Source organism: Gemmatimonadaceae bacterium (assembly GCA_020846935.1).
GTDB lineage: Bacteria > Gemmatimonadota > Gemmatimonadetes > Gemmatimonadales > Gemmatimonadaceae > RBC101.
Map to the genome: position 1 here is coordinate 71,235 of JADLCY010000015.1, position 20,060 is coordinate 91,294.

Consider the following 20,060-nt stretch of genomic DNA (forward strand, 5'->3'; position numbering starts at 1 on the left):
TGAGTTCGATGACGAGGGCGGCGCTCGAGCCCCCGACCGAGCCCCTTCAGCCTGCTCGGCTGTGTCGCTCGACCGGGCGACACTCGCGCGAGCCTTGTTGTTTCGTGCTATCGAAAGCCGGCGACGAAACCGACCCGCCAGGAGTAGAGGCGCGTCTGGCTCTCGATGGGCGTGATCAAGGGCGTCTGACCCGGCCGGTCCTGAATGCTGTCTTCGCGCAGGTACTGCCCGCGACCACCGTTGTGGTAGCGAACGCCGATGTCGAGCCCGGCCTCGCGCCGCGAGCCTAGCGGGATGTAGACCCCGGCGCCTCCGGTCGTCGCGAAGATGAAGTCGTCGAAGTTGTTGGTCTCGGCGAAGCTCTGGTTGTCGGAACTCGACCCGGAGACGGATGACTCGGTGAAGAAGTACGAGAACCCGACGCTCCCCGCAACGTACGGACGCACCGGCCCGCTGGGCGCGGTGAGCTGGGGGCCGGCCCCGAGGAAGACGATGTTGTTGGACGTTGTGACGTCGACCATGATGCGGCCGACCGTCGAGCTCAGAGGCGCGCGGATCGTCTCGCGGCCGTACTGCATCCAGCCGCCTTCGACACCTAACGAGAAAATGCCACGCCGATCGACCTTGTAGCGCGCAAAGCCGTCGAGGCCAAAGCCCTGGTCGACGTAGGTAGCGAACTCGCCAGTCGGGCGCCCATAGACGACGCTCACGCCACCAAACACCGGCGAACGACGAGGGCCGCCCTGCGCGTCCCGCTCGTCGCCTCCCACCCGAAATACCTGCGCCAACACGACCTGCGGCAGCGCAAATGCGCCCAGAGCCGCCCACCTGAACCACCGTGACATGCGAAACCCTCGAGTGTGTGACTGACGCCGAATCGGCGAGCGCCCGCAACGCAGGTTGTCCCGACCCTGGCAACTCTCCCAACGCCCCTGGCGATGTTGTACGCCGCGGAACTGCCCGGGTTTCACGGCCTGGAATCTGACCGCGCAGACGACTGGAATGGGGAACCAGATCATGTGTCGCCTCCGCGGCGAGCGTGGCCCCCGTTTGGTGCTCGTCGTCGCTCAGGGCACACGCGGGGCGCAGCAGTTCAACAAGATCCCCGTCGTCGAGAGGCGCGTCCCCCAACCGTGCATGTGCCGGCTGGTGAGCCAGAGGGCGAAGTTCCACGCCCGAGCCGCAGACGCGGAGAGTCGACGCGGCCTCCATAGATTCCACGAAGATGCGCCCGCCAGGTCAGCGGCACTCACCACGGCCCCCGTGACCCTCCCCATCTCGATCGCCGATGTTCGCGCCGCCAGTGAACGGCTCGCCCCGTTCCTCGCGCCGACCCCGCTCTACACCTACCCACTGCTCGACGCATGGGTCGGGCACGAGGTCCGGGTCTTCGTCAAGCACGAGAACTTCCACCCGACCAATGCCTTCAAGGTGCGGAATGGCCTCGCGTTCATGTCTGCGCTCGCCGAGCCCCAGCGTGCGTGCGGCGTGGTCGCGGCCACGCGCGGCAACCACGGGCTGGGGATTGCGTGGGCGGCGCGCGCCTTTGGGGCGAAGGCGACGATCTGCGTGCCGGTCGGGAACAATCCGGACAAGAACGCCGGGATCCGCGCGTTAGGCGCGCGACTCATCGAAGAAGGGCGCGACTACGACGAGTCGGTCGAGGTCGCCCGCCGCATCATTGACGCCGAGGGCGCAACGCTCGCGCATTCGACGAACAACGCCGACATCGTCGCCGGGGCCGCGACGCTCTCGCTCGAAGTCGTAGGGCAGCAGCCCGGACTCGACGCCATGGTCATCGCAGTCGGCGGAGGATCGCAGGCCGTCGGCGCCCTCACGGTCGCCGCGGAGCTCGAGCCGGGCATGCGCGTGTTTGGGGTGCAGGCGCAGGGCGCATCAGCCGCTCACGACTCCTGGCACGCGCGAGAACGCCGCACCACGTCACGGGCGGAGACGATCGCTGACGGCCTGGCCACACGGACCACCTACGACCTCACCTTTCCCGCCCTGCTCGCGGGGCTCGCCGGGTTCGAGCTGGTGAGCGACGCCGAGATCGCGGACGCCATGCGCGCACTCCTCCGCACGACGCATTCCCTGGTCGAACCGGCCGGAGCCGCCGGGCTCGCAGGCCTGCGGCGACTCGCGCCAACGCTCGCGGGGCGCAAGGTGGCGATCGTGATCAGCGGAGGCAACGTGGACGAGGCGACCCTGCGGCAGGTGCTCGAACGCGCGATCTAACCTTCTGCCGCTGCTCCGACGATGCGACGCCGCAGGGCATCAGGCGGCGCGCAGGGCGGCGCGGCCAGGGCCAGCATGGCGGCGACCCGAGCATACGCCTGGGCTTCGCGCGCGAGCCCGGGCTCGAGCGCGAGCCGCGCCTCGAAGGCGGCGCGCTCGCCATCGCTGACCGCCCCCAGCGCCCACGCGGCGGCGACGTCTCCCGCCCATGCGCCGGGCCTCACGAGCGGCCCCCCATGAGCGGGCCAAGTGCCACGCGCAGCTTCTCCATGCCACTCCGCATGCGCGTCTTCACGGTGCCTAACGGCTCACCCAGTCGCTCGGCGATCTCGCTCTGCGAGAGCCCACCGAAATAGGCCAACTCGAGCACCAGGCGCTGGGCGGCCGGCAGGTCACCCAGCGCCCGCCGCACGATCACCTGCGCCTCCGACGACTCGACCTCGCGATCCGGAAGCACCGGCGGAGTCGACAATCCCGGCGACGCATCCTCGTCCGACATCGCCGCCGCCTGATCCAGGACGCGTGCCCGTCGTTTCTGGGAGCGAATCAGGTCCAGCGATCGGGTGCGCACGATCGTCGAGATCCACGCGATCACGCTCCCGCGATTCGCATCGAACGTCGCCGCCGAGCGCCACACCTGCGCAAACGCGTCGGCCACGACCTCCTCGGCGTCGGCGGGATCCGAGACGATCGCCGAGGCCAGCGACCAGGCCAGCGCCCCGTGCCGATCGTACAAGACGCCAAGCGCGCGCTCGTCCCCGGCGATGAGCCGGGACATGACCTGCAGGTCGCTGGCCCCGCTGTCGTTCGGGACCGTCATCGGGTCGATGCGCGGCGGAGGTGGTTCACTGGAGCGGGCAAGCTCGCCTCCCCCGGCCGGTGGCGCAACTCGCGCCGAGCTCCCCGGCCCCGCGCTGAGCGGCTCCTGGTGCAGTCGCATGGAGGTCGGCCGTGGAAGCGCCAGGGTCAGCACGATACGCAGCGGGTTTGCGGTCCGTCTCGCACAGCATGCGCGCCGGTTGCGGTCACGCGTCACGACTGAATACGCCACCCGCCCTTCCATGGATTGCCTGCTCGGCAAACTCGTCCGTGGACCGCGTTACCTTCACGGAACCCCGTGCGCTCGCAGCGCGGGGCGAGCACCAACAACCCGGCCGGCCCATCGGGCACACAGGGACCGCACACGCTGACGGAGCAGCCACGCATGGAACAGGTCCGACTCGACAAGTGGCTTTGGGCAGCGCGCTTTTTCAAGACGCGCGCCCTGGCGGCCGACGCGATCGACATCGGACGCGTCGAGGTGAACGGCGAGCGGGTGAAGCGCGCGAAACACGTGAAGGTGGCAGACACGATCACGGTGCGGCGCCCCCCGTTTGCCCACGTGATCGTCGTCGACGGGCTGAGCGAACAGCGCGGCCCGGCCAGCGCGGCGCAGCAGCTCTACACCGAAACCGCGGACAGCGTGGCCGCCCGGGAGCGGCTCGCGGGACAGCTCCGGGCGGCGGGCACGGCGTCACCGGCCGACGCGGGCCGACCGACGCGGCAGGACCGGCGGGCCATCGACCGCTGGCGGGGACGGGACTCGTAGCGATCGACGGTGAGGCGGACGCCTGACGCTGGACGATGAGGCGGAACGCCTGACGCCGGACGATGAGGCGATAGCCCGGACGCCGGACGATGGCGCGTGACGCCTAACGATCGACGATGGCGCGGAGCGTCGCGTCGTCGAGTCGATGGCCGCCCTCGAACCCGAACCGGCGCACGGGGACGCCGGCGGCGTTCAGCTGCGCTTCCTGTTCCTCGAGCGCCGCCCAACCACCGTATGCATCGCGCGTCCCGCTCACGAGTTCGATCCCGTTCGCCGGGAGCCGGGGCGCGAGGTCACGCACGTCGAGATCGTGCGGGAACCGGCCGGCCCAGACGACCACCCGCTCAGCGCGCGCGGCGCCGAGCGCAAGCCAGCGGATCATGGTCGCCACCCCCTGCGAGAAGGCCAGCGTGCAGAGCCGGGCGCGCGGCGCCCTCGTGGCGTTCGTGACCGCGTCGAGGTACGCAACCGCATCGGCGATCTCGGCCTCGCGGTCCTCTCGCGTCATCCACGTGGCCCCGACGGCAGCGTCCTGATGCGAACCGGACGCGCCACTGGTCAGGTAGAATCGGTTGAGGGCCTCGGGCGCGACAAACGCGCGGCCCGCGGCCACGAGCGGCGTGAAGGTCGCGAGGAATTCGCGTGCCAACTGACCGTACCCGTGCAACACGACCCACACGTCCGACGCGGTCGTCAGGTCGCCGACGGAGTAGAAGCGCGCGCGGCGTTCGACCACGATCCGGTGTTCGTTCACGGCGTACGTCCCGGTCGCACGAGCAGGCGGCGCCCGCTGGTGATGCGCGAATTCGTGAGGCCGTTCCACACGCTGAGGGACTCGACACTCACTCCGTAGCGCCTGGCGATGAACTCCAGCGCCTCGCCACGCTGGACGAGGTGATAGATCGGCCGACGCGCCGCGGCTTCTGCGGCCTCGGTGGCACGACGCTCGGCGTCCGCGGCAGACCGGAGGGCGGCCTGCACGCGGTCCGCCACCGCGATCACCGCCTCGAGGCGCGGGACGTCGCGAGACGTGACGGCAAACTGCGACGTGCCGGTGCTCGCCGTCACCCGGACCGTCGGACCCTGCCGGCGGAATCGCGAGCCGCGCTGGACGGCGAGCCCGCGCGCATACGCGAACGCCTGGGTCACCAGCTCGGGAGGGCCGTTGTCCCGATGGAGAAACGGTTCGGGAGGCACGCCCACGTAAAGCAGGCGTCGATCCGTGGCGGCCAGCACCCCGTAGGTGTGGCGGAAGTAGTCCCACCAGAGCCGCTGCGATACGACGACGCGCGCCTCCACACGCTCACCGGGCTCGAGCCCCGCCTCGATCTCGGCATTGGCGAGACGGGCCGCGCCCTCCGGATCTCCGCGATGCAAGCCGGCGCCAAGCGTGCCGATCACGGCCACGAGCGCGAGAACGAGACCCCAGACCGAGGCGCTGAGCCACAGACTCGCCCGCGCCCGCGTCCTGGTGCCTGGGTGTGGCAGCGTGGCCCCGGTCATCGTGGGCGTCGATCCCGGACCCGATCCGTGCGCGCAGAGCGCATGCGCGTGGCGTCGTCGAGGGCGATCGAATCGAGGCGCCGTTGCTGGTCGGCATCCAGAAGCGAACGTGCCTCCACCCGCGCGATATCGATGTTCACTCGCATCGAATCCATCGTTGGCCGCGCCCATGACTCGAAGCGCGCAATCGCCTCGCGCTCCTTGCCGCTGATGCCGTTGGCGTCGCCGAGGTCGATGCCGGCCAGGTCGCGGAGCGAGTCGAGACGGGCCACATACGACTTGTTCGTCACGCGCAATCGCCGGCGGATGTCCATGAGCCGTGAGCGCTGGACGTCGGTGAGCGTCAACCGTCGCGCGTTCTCGAGGAAATACGAGATGGGCTCACCGTCGGCGAAGTCGAAGGTGTATCCACGGCCTCCCTCAGGCGCGGGCTGGCGACCACGTTGAGCGCACACGGTCGCGGGAAGCGCAAGTCCGAGGAACGCCAGCCACACCACGCGACGACGCAACATGGGAGACCTCACGCACGATGGCGGGGCGACCACGCATCGCCCCCACCCGCGACACGCCCGCGCTGCGCTTCCCTAGTGCTTTGCTTCGGGCGCCGCGGCGTCCGCCGGTGCCGGGGCATGGGACGCGCCGCCCGATGGCGCCGTGGGATCGTTCGGCGAGTGGAACGTGGAACTCTTGATGTAGCCGGCGAGCAGGAAGGCGCCCACGGCGAGCGCCGTGATCAGTCCGGCAATGCCCCATCCCTGCGAGAAGTTCGGCTGGTTCGAGTGCGTGGCCATGTCGTCCGGTCGGTGGCGCGCCCCGAGCGGGGCGCAGACGCACCCAATCTAGCCTCCGGTCGCGTCGGGCGACGAGCCCCCCGAAACTCCGGCCGCGGTCTCGAGCAGTTCCAGCACCTCCCGTGCGATGGAGACGCCACGGTCGCGGGCGTACCACTCGCGCTTGTAGCGCAACCGCTCCGCGGGCTCGACCTTCGGCCCCTGCTCGTAGTGCCAGGCCTGCAACACCGAGGGACGCGGCCCCCACCAGCCGCATTCGCGAAACCCGCCATCGAGCAGAATGACCACGGGAATCGATCGCGTGCCGCGTGTGAGGTGCGCCTGCATGAGGTCCTCATTGAGGTCGCGGCCTACGACACGGAGGTCGATTGCCGGCGCGTCCTCGATGAGCCTCGCGATCACCGGCAGCGCCTGCACGGCGTCGCTGCACCAGTCCTCGGCCAGGCACAGCAGATGCCATGCACCGGGGACGTCGCGCGCCCGCGCACGCAGCAGTGCATCGACACGCGCCAACCGCCGAACGCCGCGCCAGAACTCCTGGTTCGTTTCTGCGGCGTCGATGAAGGCATCGAGGCTCGCCGCCACAAACCATCGGCGGGCCATTGACTCTGAGCTATCGGGACGGGCCATGCGGGTAGACAGGGTACTCGTGCGCGAGAGCACCCGTCTCGGCAGTGCGTCGACGCAATCTCGGCGATGCGTCGGGCGCAATCTCGGCGGTGCGTCGGGCACACTCTCGGCGCAGGGTACGCGCGCGCGAGGGGCGCCCGGTGTGATTGTAGTCACTGTCGCAGGCCACTGCCTCATGCCGCTCTACGGTCGGGTTGGCTCCGCGTGATCGCCGAGGCTAGTTTCGCAGACCCTGATGTCCGGCGCGACGCCCGCAGCGCCATGGAGCATATGCATTGATGGCACGTCTCCTCTCGGGCTCGCTGTTCCTGGCCGCGACCCTCGTCCCACTCATGTCCCACGCCCAACGCGTCGCGTATCCGCCGACCCGCACGGTCGACGTATCCGATGACTTTCATGGCACGCGCGTCGCCGATCCATATCGCTGGCTCGAGGACCTCGGCAGCGACTCGACCAGGGCATGGGTGGCAGCGCAGAACGCCGTGACCATGCGCTGGCTGGCGGCCGCGCCCGACCGCGAGCGCATCCGCGCGCGCCTGACGACGCTCTGGAACTATCCACGCGTCGGTGTGCCGGTGCGGCTGCCGAACGGTGTGCTGTTTCATCAGCGCAACTCGGGCCTGCAAAAGCAGGCGGAGATCGTCGCGCGCTCGGCGCCGGGCACCGCGGCACGCCTGGTCCTCGACCCCAACGCGCTGAGTCCCGACGGCACCGTTGCCGTCTCGCAGTATTCGCCTTCACCCGATGGGCGGCACCTGGCCTACGCGCTGTCAGAAGGCGGCGCCGACTGGCAGGACGTGAAGGTCCGGCAGGTGCGCACGGGCACCGACCTGCCCGACGTGCTGCGGTGGGTGCGGTTCTCCGGGCTCTCGTGGACCCGTGATGGCAAGGGGTTCTTCTATTCGCGCTACCCGGCGCGCAACGAGGCGGACAAGCTCAGCGCGTCGCTCGAGCATCACGCGCTGTACTACCACCGGATCGGCACGCCGCAGGCGGAGGACGTCCTCGTGTTCGAGCGACGCGACCTTCCGACCTGGTTTGTCGTGGGCGCGACCAGCGACGACGGGCGCTACGCGTTCGTATACCTCAGCAAGGGCGCCGACGCACGCAACCGGCTGTACGTCATCCCGTTAGGCAACCCGATGGCGCCGACCATCGGCGCCACGCCGATCCCGCTCGTCGACACCGACGACGGCGAGTTCACCGTCGTCGGCTCACTCGGCAGCCGACTCTTTCTCCGCACCGACCTCGACGCGCCCCGGCGTCGGGTGGTCGCCGTCGATCTCACCGCGCCGGCGCGCACGTCCTGGCGGACGGTCGTTCCGGAGGGTCCGGCCGCGATCGCCGACGTCGCGCTGACCTCATCGGCCCTTGTCGTCCACCGCCTCGTCGACGTGACGAGCGAGCTGACGCTGTACACGCCCGCGGGAAAGCGGCTCGGTGAGGTCACCTTGCCTTCCGCCGGCACGGTCGCCGCGGTCAGCGCCTCGACCGAGGTCTCGACGTTCTACTACGCGTTCACGTCGCACCTCGCGCCGACCACCGTGTTCCGCTACGACGCCCGGGCGAAAATGAGCATCGCGTTCGACCCGCCGACCCTGGCGTTCGATCCGGCGGCCTACGAGACGCGCCGGGTGTTCGCGACCTCGAAGGACGGGACGCGTGTACCGCTTTTCGTCTCGTCGCGCCGCGGCCTCGCGCTCGACGGCGCCAATCCAACCCTGCTCTACGCCTACGGCGGCTTTGGCGTGAACCTGCAGCCAACGTTTTCGCCGGCGACCCTCGGGTGGATGGACATGGGCGGCGTCTATGTCACGGCGGCGCTCCGGGGCGGGAGTGAATACGGCGAAGCGTGGCACCACGCAGGCATGCTTGACCACAAGCAGAACGTGTTCGACGACTTTATCGCGGCCGCCGAATACCTCATCGCCGAGCGGATCACCTCGCCCGCAAAGCTCGTGATCAACGGAGGGTCCAACGGTGGACTGCTGGTGGGCGCCGTGATGACGCAGCGGCCGGACCTGTTTGCGGTGGCGATTCCCCAGGTCGGTGTGCTCGACATGCTCCGCTACCATCGATTCACCGGCGGTGCGGCGTGGGCCACGGAATACGGCTCGGCGGACGACGCCGAGGCCTTCGCGTGGCTCTACCGGTATTCGCCGCTGCATCGCGTGGTGCCGGGAACGTGTTATCCAGCCACGCTCATCACCACCGCGGACCACGACGATCGCGTGGTCCCCAGCCACTCCTACAAGTTCGCAGCGGCCCTGCAGGCCGCGCAGGGCTGCGACCGGCCGGTGCTGATCCGCGTGGAAACGCAAGGCTCGCACGGGTACCGCCCCACCGACCGCATGATCGAGGAGTACGCCGACCTCTGGGCCTTTGCCTGGAGCGTGGTCGGAGCGCGATAAGTCATGACGGCCGAGATCGTCGCCGTCGACGCGGCGTCTCCGGATCCCGAGGTGATCGCCAGGGCCGCGGCGACGCTGCGCCGCGGCGAACTCGTCGCCATTCCCACGGAAACGGTGTACGGCCTCGCGGCAAACGCCCTGGACGCCGACGCTGTCGCGCGCATCTACGCCGCCAAGGAGCGGCCAGCGTTCAATCCGGTCATCGTGCACCTCGCCGACACAAGCGACTTGCCGCGAGTGGCGCGGGAGGTACCGTCGATCGCGCACGACCTCATGCGCCGCTTCTGGCCCGGCCCGCTCACGCTCGTCCTGCATCGGCAGCCCGCGGTCCCGGACATTGTCACCGCCGGCCTCGATACGGTGGGGGTGCGCATTCCGGCCTCCGAGGTCACGCGCGCCCTGATCCGGACCGCGGGCGTTCCGCTCGCGGCGCCGAGCGCCAATCTCTTTACGCGCGTCTCCCCGACCACGGCCGCTCACGTGGCGCGGCAGCTCGGTGATCGCCTGTCGATGATCCTCGACGCCGGCCCGGCGCGCGTTGGCATCGAGTCGACCGTGCTCGACCTCACGAGGACGCCCCCGCGGCTCCTGAGACCGGGCGGAACGCCGCAGTCCGACATCGAATCGGTCATCGGGCCGGTCGAACGATCCATGGCCGCCTCCGGCGATGCACCGCGTCCGTCGCCAGGCATGGTCGAGCGCCACTACGCGCCGCGCACGACGCTCCGTCTCTTCGAGTCTGCGCGGCTGGATGAAGTGCTTGGAGTCGCCGAACGAATGCGCGGGCACGGCACGCGGGTGGTCGTCGTGACTCGGCAGGGAGCGAACGCGCATGGCGCGGGCATTCGCTTCATGCCCGATACCGTCGACGCCTACGCGGGCGCGCTGTACAGCATGTTGCACGAACTCGAGGAGCACGACGTCGAGGTCGCGTTCGTGGAGCAACCGCCGTCGGAGTCAGCGTGGGACGCGATCCGGGATCGATTACGGCGCGCGTCGACTTCGGACTGACGGTTGCGTGAGGGCGGTCCATCCGGGAACATGTCGTGCTCGGCGCTGTCGCCCCTGACGCCCCCTTCGCATGGCCTGGCTCAACTACCATCACCTGCTCTACTTCTGGACCGTGGCCCGAACGGGCAGCGTGACCAAGGCGTGCCAGGAACTGCACCTGACGCAGCCTGCCGTGAGCGCGCAGATCCGCATGCTCGAACGGTCGCTCGGCGAGAAGTTGTTCGTGAAGCGGGGTCGAAACCTTGCCCTCACCGACGTCGGGCGGCTCGTATACCGCTACGCCGACGAGATTTTCGTGCTCGGTCGCGAGATGCAGGAGACGCTCGCCGGTCGCAGCCCCGGTCGCCCTCAGCGACTGGTGGTGGGCGTTGCGGATCAGGTGCACAAGATCGCCGTGTTCCGGCTGCTCGAACCGGCGATTCGTGGCGAAGTGCCGGTGCATCTGGTGATCCGCGAAGACAAACTCGACCGCCTGCTTGGCGAGTTGGCGCTGCACAGCATCGACCTCGTCATTTCCGACGCGCCGGTGGGGACGGGCACGCACGTGAAGGCGTTCAATCACCTGCTCGGCGAGACGGACGTAACGATCTACGGCGCCCCGGCGATGGCGGCGCACTATCGCCGGAAGTTCCCGCAGTCCCTTGACGGCGCGCCGTTCATCCTGCCCACCGACGGCTCGCAGCTGCACCGCTCGATGGTGGCATGGTTCGACAGCCAGGGGATCAAGCCGAACGTCGTCGCCGAAATCGAGGACAGCTCGGTGCTCAAGATCTTTGGCCAGGGCGGGATTGGCCTGTTCCCCGGGCCGACGGCGCTGGACGCGGACATCACGCGCCGCTATCAGGTGAAGGCGGTGGGCCGCATCGAGAGCGTGCGCGAACGCTTCTACGCGATTTCGGTGGAGCGACGCATCACGCACCCGATCGTGAAGCAGATCACGGCGATCGCGCAGGACGACGTGTTCGGCTGAGCGTCAGTGGGCACTGCGCCGCAGCCGGAACGACGTGGACACGTTGGTGACGATGGTGTGGTTGCGCTCCAACTGCCGACCGTTTGGCCGCAGGACCAGGTGGTCCAGGTACTGCAGCTCGAGACGATAGTCGCGACCGAGGCGCCGGCCGATGCCGAGCTGCATGCGGTTCTGGTCGAACGTGTTGTTGGCGATGTTCGCGCCGAAGTTGAGCATCACTTCGTCGGCCACGTTCACGAACCACTCGTTGGCGTCGAGCGTCGCGCCCTGCAGCGGGATGGTTGCCCGGGCGAGGTAGCGGAGCCGACTCGTGCGGACCCAGTTTCGCACCGACGTATCGGTTCCGACGACCGCGACCCGGCCCGACCATCGCTGTTCAAAGCGATAGCGGTGGGTGAACTGCACGCGGCCCGCCGGGTGCGTGAGCTGCAGTTGCTGGAAGAGGCGGTGCTCGGGGGCGCGGAAGGCGACGGGGAGCTTGCCATAGGGGTGCGTGTCGCTCCCGGCGTAGCCCACCGAGGCGCGCACGTTCGCGCTCAGGTTACGCCGTACCGATGCCCGCCAGAGCACCTGCCCGAGCTGATCCACCGGTCCGCTTGCGCGAAGCGAACCGTCGAAGTCGATAGCCCAGCGCGGATCGAGCTCGATGTCGCCGATCCACGACAGCCAGGCGTTGACGTTTTCGAACGTCTCGCGCTGCGCGTGGACGAGCGCGGGGACGACCAGCAGCGAGACGGCGAGGCAGGCGCGGAACATCGCGGGAAGGTAACGGGCAGCAGGCTACCCGACGGCCAGGCGGGAAGAAGGCCTGCGGCTGCCTCTCCCCGGCCGTGCCCCTGCTTCGCCTGCGATCAGCGCGACCGGCGAGCTCGCCCGCCCTCACGCCGCGCGGGACGCGGACCCTGGGCGTCCCTCGACGGAAGGAAGCGCGGCCTGTCGGGTCAGGAGACGGCGCGCTCACTCGGTCCGTGAACCCGGCCATCGCACCGGCCCTCACGCCGCGCGGGGCGTGGACCCGGGCGCCGCTCGACGGACGGAACCTGCTGCACCCGTCAGGTCAGGAGGCGGCGCGCGGTGCCGATACTCCCTCTCATGGTGTTGCCGACAGCGTCGTTCGATCCGGCCGTGGCCGGCCGGCTGATCGCGCGCGCGGCGTCGTTCCTGCTGCTGGCAGGGGCGGCGCTGGCGGCGCAGGTGCCGTCGGGCTTCTCGTTAGGTGACGGCCGTGAGCGGGTGCGGCAGGTGCAGGGCTCGGCAGACCTGGTCGAGCGCCTCGCCTCGCAGGGCGTGGAACACTGGAGCTTTGACGGCGCCACGGTGACGTTCGACCTCGCCACCGGACGCGTCATCGAATGGAACGACCCGCGACGCGTCCTGCGCGTCGCACTGCGCTCGACCCCCGGGACCCGTGATTCCGTGCTCGCGCTCGGCGCCGGGATCGGCGACATCGCTCGGCTCTTCGGAACCCCGTGGGCCGTCACCCGCGACGGCACGCGCCGACAGATGTACCTCGCCTTTGGCCGGAGCGTCATCCGTGTCGACATCGCGTCCGGGCGGGTAACGGGTTGGGTACGCCGCGACGCCGCCATGCGCGTGCGCGCGAGCGACGACTCGCTGGCGCACGCGGCGCTTGCGGCGCGCGCTCCGGCTTCGCTCGCGATCGCCGCCGACCGCACGACCGCCCGCGCGTTACCCGCCCGCTTCGCCCTGGCCTCGGTCACCGTGCGCGATGCCACCGGCGACCAGCGACTCGCTCCTCGCGAGTTCGCCGACATCACCCTGCGTGTGCGCAATGTCGGTGCATCGGTCTCGCCTGCTGTGCCGGCGCACGTCGTCCGCTCCGCCGGCCTCGTGCTCATCGCTGGTGCGCCGGATACCGTCTGGCTGCCCGCGCTCGCGCCGGGCGATTCCACGGATGTCGTCGTAACCGCGTATGCCACGGGGGCGGTCGCGTCACCCGAGATCGCACTCGTGATCCTGGCCCCGGGTTCCGCGGTGCGGCTTGCGGCGCGCGTGCAGACCGTACCGCCGGAGGCGGCAGGCGGCGCGACCTCCACGCGTGACGACCTCGCGTCCGGAATCCCGGCGGCCGCCACGCGCAACGGCGACGCGCTCGCCGTCATCATCGGCATCGGATCGTACCAACGCCTGCCGGACGCACGATTCGCGGACGACGACGCCGCGCTCATGCGCGCGTACGCCGTCCAGGCCCTCGGCGTGCCCGACGACGGCGCGCACCTCATGTATCGTCGCGGCGCGGACGCATCAGGGAGCGAGTTGCGGCGCCTGCTCGGCGATCGGGGCTGGCTTGCTCGGCGCACCACCGACAACACCGACATCCTGGTCTACTTCGCCGGGCACGGCGCGATGGACGACGCCGAGCGCCGGCCGCACCTGCTGCCCGCTGACGGCGACGCGAACTATGTCGGAGAGACCGGCCTCGACCTCTACGCGCTGCTCGACCGACTGGCCCGACTCCCCGCCCGCTCCATCACCGTCCTGCTCGACGCCTGCTTTTCAGGGTTGGGGCGCTCGGGTCGCCCGCTGGTGCAAGGGACGCGCGCCTCGGTCGTTTCCATCGAGCACCCGGCACTTGTCAGGCGCAACATGGCCGTGCTGGTGGCCTCCCGGGGCGCGCAGGTGGCGGGCGACCTGCCGGCCGAGCGGCACGGCGCGTTTACGTGGTTCGTCGCGCGCGGACTTCGGGGCGCGGCCGACGACGATGGCGACCGCACGATCACCGTGGCCGAGCTCGGGCGGTACGTGGAGCGCGAGGTCACCCGCAGCGCGGCGGCGCTGGACCGGGAGCAGCAGCCCCTGACCATCGCCCGCGACTCGCTCCGGGCGGTGGCCCGCCTGGCGCCACGTTAGGCATGCGCCGACGCACCCAGGCGCTCATCGCTGTCTGCGGCTTCGCGTTCGCGGGTCGGTTGCGGGCGCAGGGCGAGACGATCGTCGTGGAACAGCGGGTGCTGCTGCACGACCGCGCCACACCGGCGGCGGTCAAGCGGCGCGCGCTCGAGGAAGCGATGGCCGAGGCCGTGCGTCGCGTCGCCGGCGTGCGGGTGCAGTCGTCGGCGGTGAGCACCACCACGGAGGATCGCACGGGCGTGCGCGGGGAATATCGGAGCGTAGTCCAACTCGACGCTGCTGGCCGCGCGACCGATGCGCGCCTGGTCGGTGAGGCATGGGAGTCCACCCAGGCGCCGGGCCTCGGCGCTCAGGTGTACTACCGCGCCTCGTGGGCGATTACCGTGGAGCGCGAGACGGGAACCCCCGACCCTGCCTTCACGCTCGACGTTTCGCTCCCGACAGAGGTGTATCTGGTGCGCGGCCATGACCCGCCGCGCAACGACGAACTCGTTGCCGTGGTGAAGAGCAGTGCTTCCGCGCGGATCTACGCGTTCTCCATCGTGGGCGACTCGGTGCATGCGCTGGTGCCCAATGCGTTCGTGCCGCCGGTGGAGGCCACGGCAGGCGCGCGCCTGGAACTTCCGGACGCGACCTGGCGCGCGCGTGGGCTGCACTGGCGCGTGACGCTCCCCGACGGCGAGGATGCGCGGGAAGAGCTGCTGGCCGTCGTTGCCGTACGGGGCGCGGGCCCCCCGCTCCCCTCGGCGGCGATGACCGTCATGGAGTTCCAGCGCTGGCTCGTGCGCATCCCGGCGGGCGACCGGGCGACGGGGTTCGTGCCGTATGACGTGCGGCGAGCCTCGGCGCGTGCAGTACCGCGCATGCTTCGGTAGCCGGGAACAGGCGTCCAGGCGGCCTCATACGGGGCACGTGTTCGGTGGACGCAGGACGCTTCCTTGGCTGTGGACCGCCAAGCTGCCACGCGCGACCTCTGCACGAGGTAGAACGAGCGTCAATCTTCCCTCCACCGCCTCGAGACCTCATCGCGCGGGTTCACGGGTTGCCGGCAAGGGCCGAACCCGCGTGGGCCCGCGGGAACATTCTCCGCGATGGAGCTACACGACATCATCGAAAATGTGGCAGCAGCGGCCGCACCAATGGCCAGCCAGGGTGGAAGCATACCTCCTATCCCTATCGGCGGGTGACGGGACGTACCTCGACCAAGCTTCGCGCCGCAGTGTCCCGGTAGCGCAGAAGGGCGCCCCCGCTCCCTGTCTCCTGCCTGCTCTGGACGCCAGCGCTCATGTCAGCGTTCGAAGCGATCGCGAACGTCGCTGCGTCCACGACATAGACCACGCGCGTGCGAACGGGGCTGACACCACGCACCGGGCGAACTTCGACCGCACCAGCGAGTTCCAGGCGCCACGCGCCCTCCTGCGGAAGGAACTCCAAGCCCTTTCGTTCGTAGATGGGGAGCGCGTCGACTGGCTGCCCGAACGACCGATACGAGATGCTCATGGCCTCTTCGGCTGTCAGCGCCGGCATGGGGGCAGACCGTTCTGGCACCGGCCACACGAGAAAGTCATTGCCTCTGATCTCCGCGCTCGTTCGAACCCCCATCGAGTCCACGACGATGTCTGAGGAAAGGGCGGACACCGCAACAGTGACGATGGGCTGGCCGTCGGTGCGCAATGTCACGATGTAGTATGGCCCTGCTCGCTTCCGCTCGGGCGGCGAGGTGCCCTCGTCAGGCACCTCGAAGGGACTCTCGGAGAGCAGCACGTACGGATCGGCGTGAAGTCGCCTGAAGTCGACGGGTTCCCCGCGCAGCCCCTCGATCCAGGTGCGCGCCTGCGGGCCAAACAGTCGGATGTAGGCCTCGGCAAGCTGAGCGGCTCTCGCGGGTGCAATGGCGCCAGCGACCGTGGCATGTCTCGATGGAACCCGCCCAGCGGAGTCCAGGAGTCTGCTCACCGCCGCGGTGACCATGACGGTTCGGTCAAACGGCTCGGCGGCGCTTCCGGTGGCCGACAGCCACTCGCGACTGCATCCCGGGAGAGTGAGCACAGCGAGAAGGATCAGTCCGTGACTGCGCACAATGCGGTGCCTCGCGTTCGTGGGACAAGCGGTTATGTGCGGTACACGTTGGGTGGGCGAACGTTCAGTCAGGAGAGAGGTCGCAGCTTCGAGTCAATTCGAGTGCGGGTGGAGTGGCCACTCACCGTTTGTTCCCGTGCGCGGGGCGTGCCCCGAATCCTCGTCCCCCAGCCACGATCGGGCTGCCGCATTCGTGCCATCCGAGTTGCGTCGCAACCGCTCCACCGTGCGCGGTCGGTCGTTCTGACTGCGGTGCAAGGTGCGACCGGCGCGGCCGATACTCCCGGGGAAGAACCGGACTCCAGCGCTTCCGCCCATGCGTCTCATTCGCCTGACCCTCGCTTCGTTGGTTGCCGCCGCGGCCTGCTCCGGTGGCCCCAGGCCTGCTACCGACCTGTTGCCTCCGGCAAACCGCGAGACGATCCGCAACCTGCCGTCGTGGTACCTCAAGCCACCGACGGAAGAGCACTTTCTGCTGGCGCCGGCCACGTCGGTGTCGCGGGACGTGCAGGTGGCGATCAACAAGGCGCAGGCCGATGCGCGCAACGCGATCGCCCAGCAGCTCGAGGTCAAGTACGGCGCGCTCAACAAGCGCTTCGTCGAAGAAGTCGGCCGCGAAGGTTCGCAGTTGCTCGACCAGTACACGCAGGTCTACAAGGCGGTCGTCTCTACCACACTCTACGGCAGTCGCCCCCGTCAGCAGATACTGCGGACGGAAGGCAGCGTGTATCGCGCGATCGTACTGATGGAGCTTCCGGTGGGCGAGATGTCCAAGCGACTGCTGGAACAGCTCCGTGCCCAGGAGCAGCTGTACACGCGCTTCCGCGCAGGCGAAGCGTTCAAGGAGCTTGACGCCGAGGTGCAGCGCTACGAGCAGTGGAAGCGGGAACGTTAGGTCGATGAGCGACGGGAGGAGCGCCCACCGGGCGATCGTACTCCGCGGACCTTCATGACCCCTTCACAGCTGCTCGACAGAGGCAACGTTCTGCCGTGCGCGCGTGATCCAACGGCGGTAGTCTCCAGACTCCACCACGCGCACCCTGTCGAACATGCATCGCTCTTTCCTGCTCCTCGCCGGGCTCGTCGCCGCGGGCGACCTCGCAGCCCAGGCCACCCGCGCCCTTGGCCGGCCAAATGCCGAGTTCGCGGAGCCCTTCTCCAACATCGCCGGTGTCCGTGAACTCAGGGACGGGCGCGTGCTGATCATCGACCCGCGGGACAAGGTGGTCCAGCTGATCGACTTCAAGGCGGGGGTGCGACAGGTCGGCCGCGAAGGATCCGGTCCCAAGGAGTACGCGCTCCCGATGGGGATCGTCGGACTCCCCGGGGATACCTCACTCGTCTACGATCCGCTCAACAGCCGCGCACTGGCCATACTGCCCGACGGCGAACCTGGGGCGTTCGTGACGATGGAGACCCGTCAGGCGGGCCCCGGTGGCGCCCCGATGATCTCGATGTCGCCCCCGCGCTATGCAGACGCACGCGGGCGTTTGTATTGGGCGGGGAACGGCGTGCGCATGGGCCCGGACGGCCCGATCAGCGCAGATTCGGCGCCCGTCCTGCGTCACGATCGTCGATTGAAGCAGACGGACACCGTCGCGTGGGTGCGGGTGCCCAGGGGCAACGTGCAATCGACCGGTTCCAGCGGCGGTGGACGCATGACCATGCGGGTGGGCGGTGCGAATCCCTTCACGCCGCGCGATGAGTGGTTCGTGTTGCCCGATGGTCGCGTAGGAATCGTTCGCTCGCCCGAATATCGTGTGGACTGGGCCGACACCAGGACGGCGGGCGCGCCCATCGCCTACGCGAAGATCAAGGTCACCGAAGAGCACAAGCAGGAGTGGCGTGACTCACGAAAGAACGCCACGGCGGTCGCCGTTTCGATGAACAACGGTCAGCGGTCGGTCCGCACCGGGCCCGGCGTGCTCGGCACCCTTCCCGAGCCCACGGACTGGCCGGAAGTCCTCCCGCCCTTCCTGGTCACCACCGGCAGCGTGCTGGCGGCACCCAACGGTCAGGTGTGGATCGCGCGCACGCGTGAGGCGAGCGATCGCACGCCAAACTACGACGTGCTGGACGCCACCGGGAAGCTCGCATTTCGCGTCGAGCTGCCGGAGCGTTCCCGCGTGGTCGGGTTCGGCAGCGGCACGCTGTACGTCGTCCGCACGGACGCCGATGACCTGCAGTATCTGCAGCGCTACCAGCTGCCGTAGAGTCGGGGGTTCGCCTTCGCTGTCGCACCCGGTAGATAGACCGACCCGAGAGTGCCTCCCTTCAAGACAAGACGACGGCTGGCCCATACCAACCTCCCTGCGTGCGCATGCCCGGGTCATGCGTTTGCATGGTGCGTGGCACCTGTCCGGCTACAGATGACTTGCGGCAAGGCTCCTGTGGGTCTCATTTCTCGCCACGACACCGTGAACGGAGTTGCGATGCGAGCATGGGGGAGGGGAAGAGGCGTAACGTTCAGCTGGCTGGGTAGAGTTGGCCGCCTGGCGTGGAGAGCTTCGATTGGGGGGGGGCAGGAATGAAGCCTGATGGTCGTGACTGCGGCAACTGTACGGCTCGCCACGAGCGCGATGTGGCTGCCGGAAGCGTCGCTGACGGCGAACGCGCGGTGACTCTGCGGTCGGGAAGCATGATCGCAACGGACCTTCTTACGTTGGGCGATGTCGGGGCGTCGCGTCGACCATGACGCCACCACTGGTGCCCGCGTGCCTGACGATGCTGGTGCTGGCGGTCATCGCCGCGGGTCGCTCGCCCCTGGACGCCCGGCGCGCTGAGCACTCGCACAGGGTTCCGCAGCCCCAGGCATTGGCGAGCCCCCGCACGACCGCTCAGGTGACCCTGCGCCCGCTCTGGCGCTCCGCACCCGACGAGCTGCTCTATCCCATCGACATTCAGTTCTCCGCAGCAGGACTGCTCGTTTTCGATCAGGGTGCACACGGCCTTCACGCGCTCGATAGCCGAACAGGGAGAATCCTCCGCTCGTTTGGCCGGCAGGGCACCGGCCCCGGTGAGTACACGCAACCCGCGCAACTCTTCGGGACCCGGAGGGAGCCGCACACGGTGCAGTTCAGCATTGGACGCGTCGCCGACGTGTCGAGCCTCGCGGTCACGCCGCGACGCACGCCTTCGGGCGGACGCTGGTCCTCGGCCTGTTCGTGGCGCGACCGATCGGTCCTGCTGCAGACTGCGGGCCACGCGACGCACGACGTTTTCATCGTCGCATTGGGTGACTCCGCGCGGCTCCTGGACTCCATCCCGGTCCCCTTCCCTCGCCTCTCGGGCCGCCCGTTCATGGAGCGACAGGCGCAACTGCGCCAGGTAGACGACAGCACGTGTGCGATCGTTCCGCTGTACCAACCGGAGTTTGCGCTGCTGAGTCCTGGTCGGCCGACACGCTCCGGCTCCAGTGTCGAGGTGCTTCCCGAGGCGAGACTGCAGGTGATCAAGACAGAAGGAGGACGCATCGAGCGCCTCCAGAGCGGAGCCCGCGCCGGCGCCATCGACGTTCGCGGGTGGCGGGATCTCGTACTCGTGCTGTTCAGTGGGACCACGCACCACAAGCGTCGGGTGATCGACGCGTACTCTCGGAGCAACCTCGGGTACGTGGGCAGCATACTCTTGCCACTCGAGTCCACGCGGATGGCGATCTCTGGCGACACGCTCGCGGTGGTCGGGGACGATCAAGGCGTCCCGGCGGTTGCGGCATTCCTGCTCTCGCGGACAAGGAATGGACGGCCGCGGGCACGCAAGGCCCCCGGAGGCTGACCGGACACGCGGACCTGCTGTGACCGGCCCGCGTCCGCTCCTTCACGACTCGTTCACAGGAAGCGCTCGCGAGGCAACCTTCAACCGCTTCGCGCTGCCGAACCCGTCGCCGCTCGCCACGCGAGTCCCGGTCCCATAGTCTCGAGCCGCTGGCCTCGGCAACTTGTGTGGTCCACGCGTCCGCGGTTCGATTC

20 protein-coding genes are annotated in these 20,060 nt (G+C 69.1%); 10 read left to right on the forward strand and 10 right to left on the reverse strand.

Annotated elements, in window-relative coordinates:
• Positions 1 to 107 precede the first annotated feature (107 nt).
• On the reverse strand, positions 108 to 845 hold the full coding sequence (locus IT361_18415; GenBank protein MCC6319650.1) for an outer membrane beta-barrel protein: 738 nt from the start codon (positions 843 to 845) through the stop codon (positions 108 to 110).
• A 292-nt stretch (positions 846 to 1,137) separates the two neighbouring features.
• On the opposite strand from IT361_18415, the gene IT361_18420 reads away from it, so the two are divergent.
• Positions 1,138 to 2,238 (forward strand): threonine/serine dehydratase, encoded by a 1,101-nt coding sequence (locus IT361_18420; GenBank protein ID MCC6319651.1) that lies wholly within the window; start codon positions 1,138 to 1,140, stop codon positions 2,236 to 2,238.
• On the opposite strand, the gene IT361_18425 is transcribed toward IT361_18420, so the two are convergent.
• Both IT361_18425 and IT361_18430 read right to left on the reverse strand, forming a co-directional pair.
• The gene (locus tag IT361_18425; GenBank protein MCC6319652.1) at positions 2,235 to 2,462 is read right to left on the reverse strand and encodes a hypothetical protein; all 228 of its coding nucleotides are present in this window, start codon (positions 2,460 to 2,462) and stop codon (positions 2,235 to 2,237) included. The two genes, IT361_18420 and IT361_18425, sit on opposite strands and share 4 nt — an antisense overlap.
• Positions 2,459 to 3,178, reverse strand: a complete 720-nt coding sequence (locus tag IT361_18430; protein ID MCC6319653.1) for a sigma-70 family RNA polymerase sigma factor — start codon at positions 3,176 to 3,178, stop codon at positions 2,459 to 2,461. The genes IT361_18425 and IT361_18430 overlap by 4 nt, the downstream gene beginning before the upstream one ends.
• 264 nt (positions 3,179 to 3,442) lie before the next feature.
• Here IT361_18430 and IT361_18435 point away from each other — a divergent pair, with 264 nt between their 5' ends.
• Positions 3,443 to 3,826: an RNA-binding S4 domain-containing protein gene (locus tag IT361_18435; GenBank protein MCC6319654.1), complete on the forward strand. Its 384-nt coding sequence runs from the start codon at positions 3,443 to 3,445 to the stop codon at positions 3,824 to 3,826.
• Between the two features lie 103 nt (positions 3,827 to 3,929).
• On the opposite strand, the gene IT361_18440 is transcribed toward IT361_18435, so the two are convergent.
• The 5 genes from IT361_18440 to IT361_18460 all read right to left on the reverse strand — a co-directional run bounded on the left by IT361_18440 (position 3,930) and on the right by IT361_18460 (position 6,723).
• Positions 3,930 to 4,580 (reverse strand): hypothetical protein, encoded by a 651-nt coding sequence (locus IT361_18440; protein ID MCC6319655.1) that lies wholly within the window; start codon positions 4,578 to 4,580, stop codon positions 3,930 to 3,932.
• Positions 4,577 to 5,329: a LysM peptidoglycan-binding domain-containing protein gene (locus tag IT361_18445; GenBank protein MCC6319656.1), complete on the reverse strand. Its 753-nt coding sequence runs from the start codon at positions 5,327 to 5,329 to the stop codon at positions 4,577 to 4,579. The genes IT361_18440 and IT361_18445 overlap by 4 nt, the downstream gene beginning before the upstream one ends.
• On the reverse strand, positions 5,326 to 5,841 hold the full coding sequence (locus tag IT361_18450) for a hypothetical protein (protein MCC6319657.1): 516 nt from the start codon (positions 5,839 to 5,841) through the stop codon (positions 5,326 to 5,328). The genes IT361_18445 and IT361_18450 overlap by 4 nt, the downstream gene beginning before the upstream one ends.
• 72 nt (positions 5,842 to 5,913) lie before the next feature.
• Positions 5,914 to 6,120, reverse strand: coding sequence for a hypothetical protein (locus IT361_18455; protein MCC6319658.1), 207 nt, complete (start codon positions 6,118 to 6,120; stop codon positions 5,914 to 5,916).
• A gap of 48 nt (positions 6,121 to 6,168) precedes the next feature.
• Entirely contained in the window at positions 6,169 to 6,723 is a 555-nt protein-coding gene (locus tag IT361_18460) for a thioredoxin family protein (protein MCC6319659.1), read from the reverse strand.
• 305 nt (positions 6,724 to 7,028) lie between these two features.
• Here IT361_18460 and IT361_18465 point away from each other — a divergent pair, with 305 nt between their 5' ends.
• The 3 genes from IT361_18465 (at position 7,029) to nhaR (ending at position 11,142) form a co-directional block, all read left to right on the forward strand.
• Entirely contained in the window at positions 7,029 to 9,161 is a 2,133-nt protein-coding gene (locus IT361_18465) for a S9 family peptidase (GenBank protein ID MCC6319660.1), read from the forward strand.
• 3 nt (positions 9,162 to 9,164) lie between these two features.
• On the forward strand, positions 9,165 to 10,172 hold the full coding sequence (locus tag IT361_18470; GenBank protein ID MCC6319661.1) for a threonylcarbamoyl-AMP synthase: 1,008 nt from the start codon (positions 9,165 to 9,167) through the stop codon (positions 10,170 to 10,172).
• Positions 10,173 to 10,242: 70 nt separating this feature from the next.
• Positions 10,243 to 11,142, forward strand: a complete 900-nt coding sequence (nhaR, locus tag IT361_18475) for a transcriptional activator NhaR (GenBank protein MCC6319662.1) — start codon at positions 10,243 to 10,245, stop codon at positions 11,140 to 11,142.
• Between the two features lie 3 nt (positions 11,143 to 11,145).
• Here nhaR and IT361_18480 read toward each other — a convergent pair whose 3' ends face one another.
• Positions 11,146 to 11,898, reverse strand: a complete 753-nt coding sequence (locus IT361_18480; protein MCC6319663.1) for a DUF2490 domain-containing protein — start codon at positions 11,896 to 11,898, stop codon at positions 11,146 to 11,148.
• A gap of 318 nt (positions 11,899 to 12,216) precedes the next feature.
• Here IT361_18480 and IT361_18485 point away from each other — a divergent pair, with 318 nt between their 5' ends.
• Positions 12,217 to 14,013 (forward strand): caspase family protein, encoded by a 1,797-nt coding sequence (locus tag IT361_18485; GenBank protein MCC6319664.1) that lies wholly within the window; start codon positions 12,217 to 12,219, stop codon positions 14,011 to 14,013.
• 2 nt (positions 14,014 to 14,015) lie between these two features.
• Positions 14,016 to 14,888, forward strand: coding sequence for a hypothetical protein (locus tag IT361_18490; GenBank protein ID MCC6319665.1), 873 nt, complete (start codon positions 14,016 to 14,018; stop codon positions 14,886 to 14,888).
• Between the two features lie 298 nt (positions 14,889 to 15,186).
• Here IT361_18490 and IT361_18495 read toward each other — a convergent pair whose 3' ends face one another.
• A complete protein-coding gene (locus IT361_18495; protein MCC6319666.1) occupies positions 15,187 to 16,062 on the reverse strand; it encodes a hypothetical protein in 876 nt (291 codons plus the stop codon).
• Between the two features lie 346 nt (positions 16,063 to 16,408).
• Here IT361_18495 and IT361_18500 point away from each other — a divergent pair, with 346 nt between their 5' ends.
• The 3 genes from IT361_18500 (at position 16,409) to IT361_18510 (ending at position 19,866) form a co-directional block, all read left to right on the forward strand.
• Complete coding sequence (locus IT361_18500; GenBank protein MCC6319667.1) at positions 16,409 to 16,987, forward strand: LPP20 family lipoprotein; 579 nt, start codon at positions 16,409 to 16,411, stop codon at positions 16,985 to 16,987.
• Positions 16,988 to 17,141: 154 nt separating this feature from the next.
• A complete protein-coding gene (locus IT361_18505; GenBank protein MCC6319668.1) occupies positions 17,142 to 18,305 on the forward strand; it encodes a hypothetical protein in 1,164 nt (387 codons plus the stop codon).
• Between the two features lie 478 nt (positions 18,306 to 18,783).
• Positions 18,784 to 19,866, forward strand: coding sequence for a hypothetical protein (locus tag IT361_18510; GenBank protein MCC6319669.1), 1,083 nt, complete (start codon positions 18,784 to 18,786; stop codon positions 19,864 to 19,866).
• Positions 19,867 to 20,060: the final 194 nt, after the last annotated feature.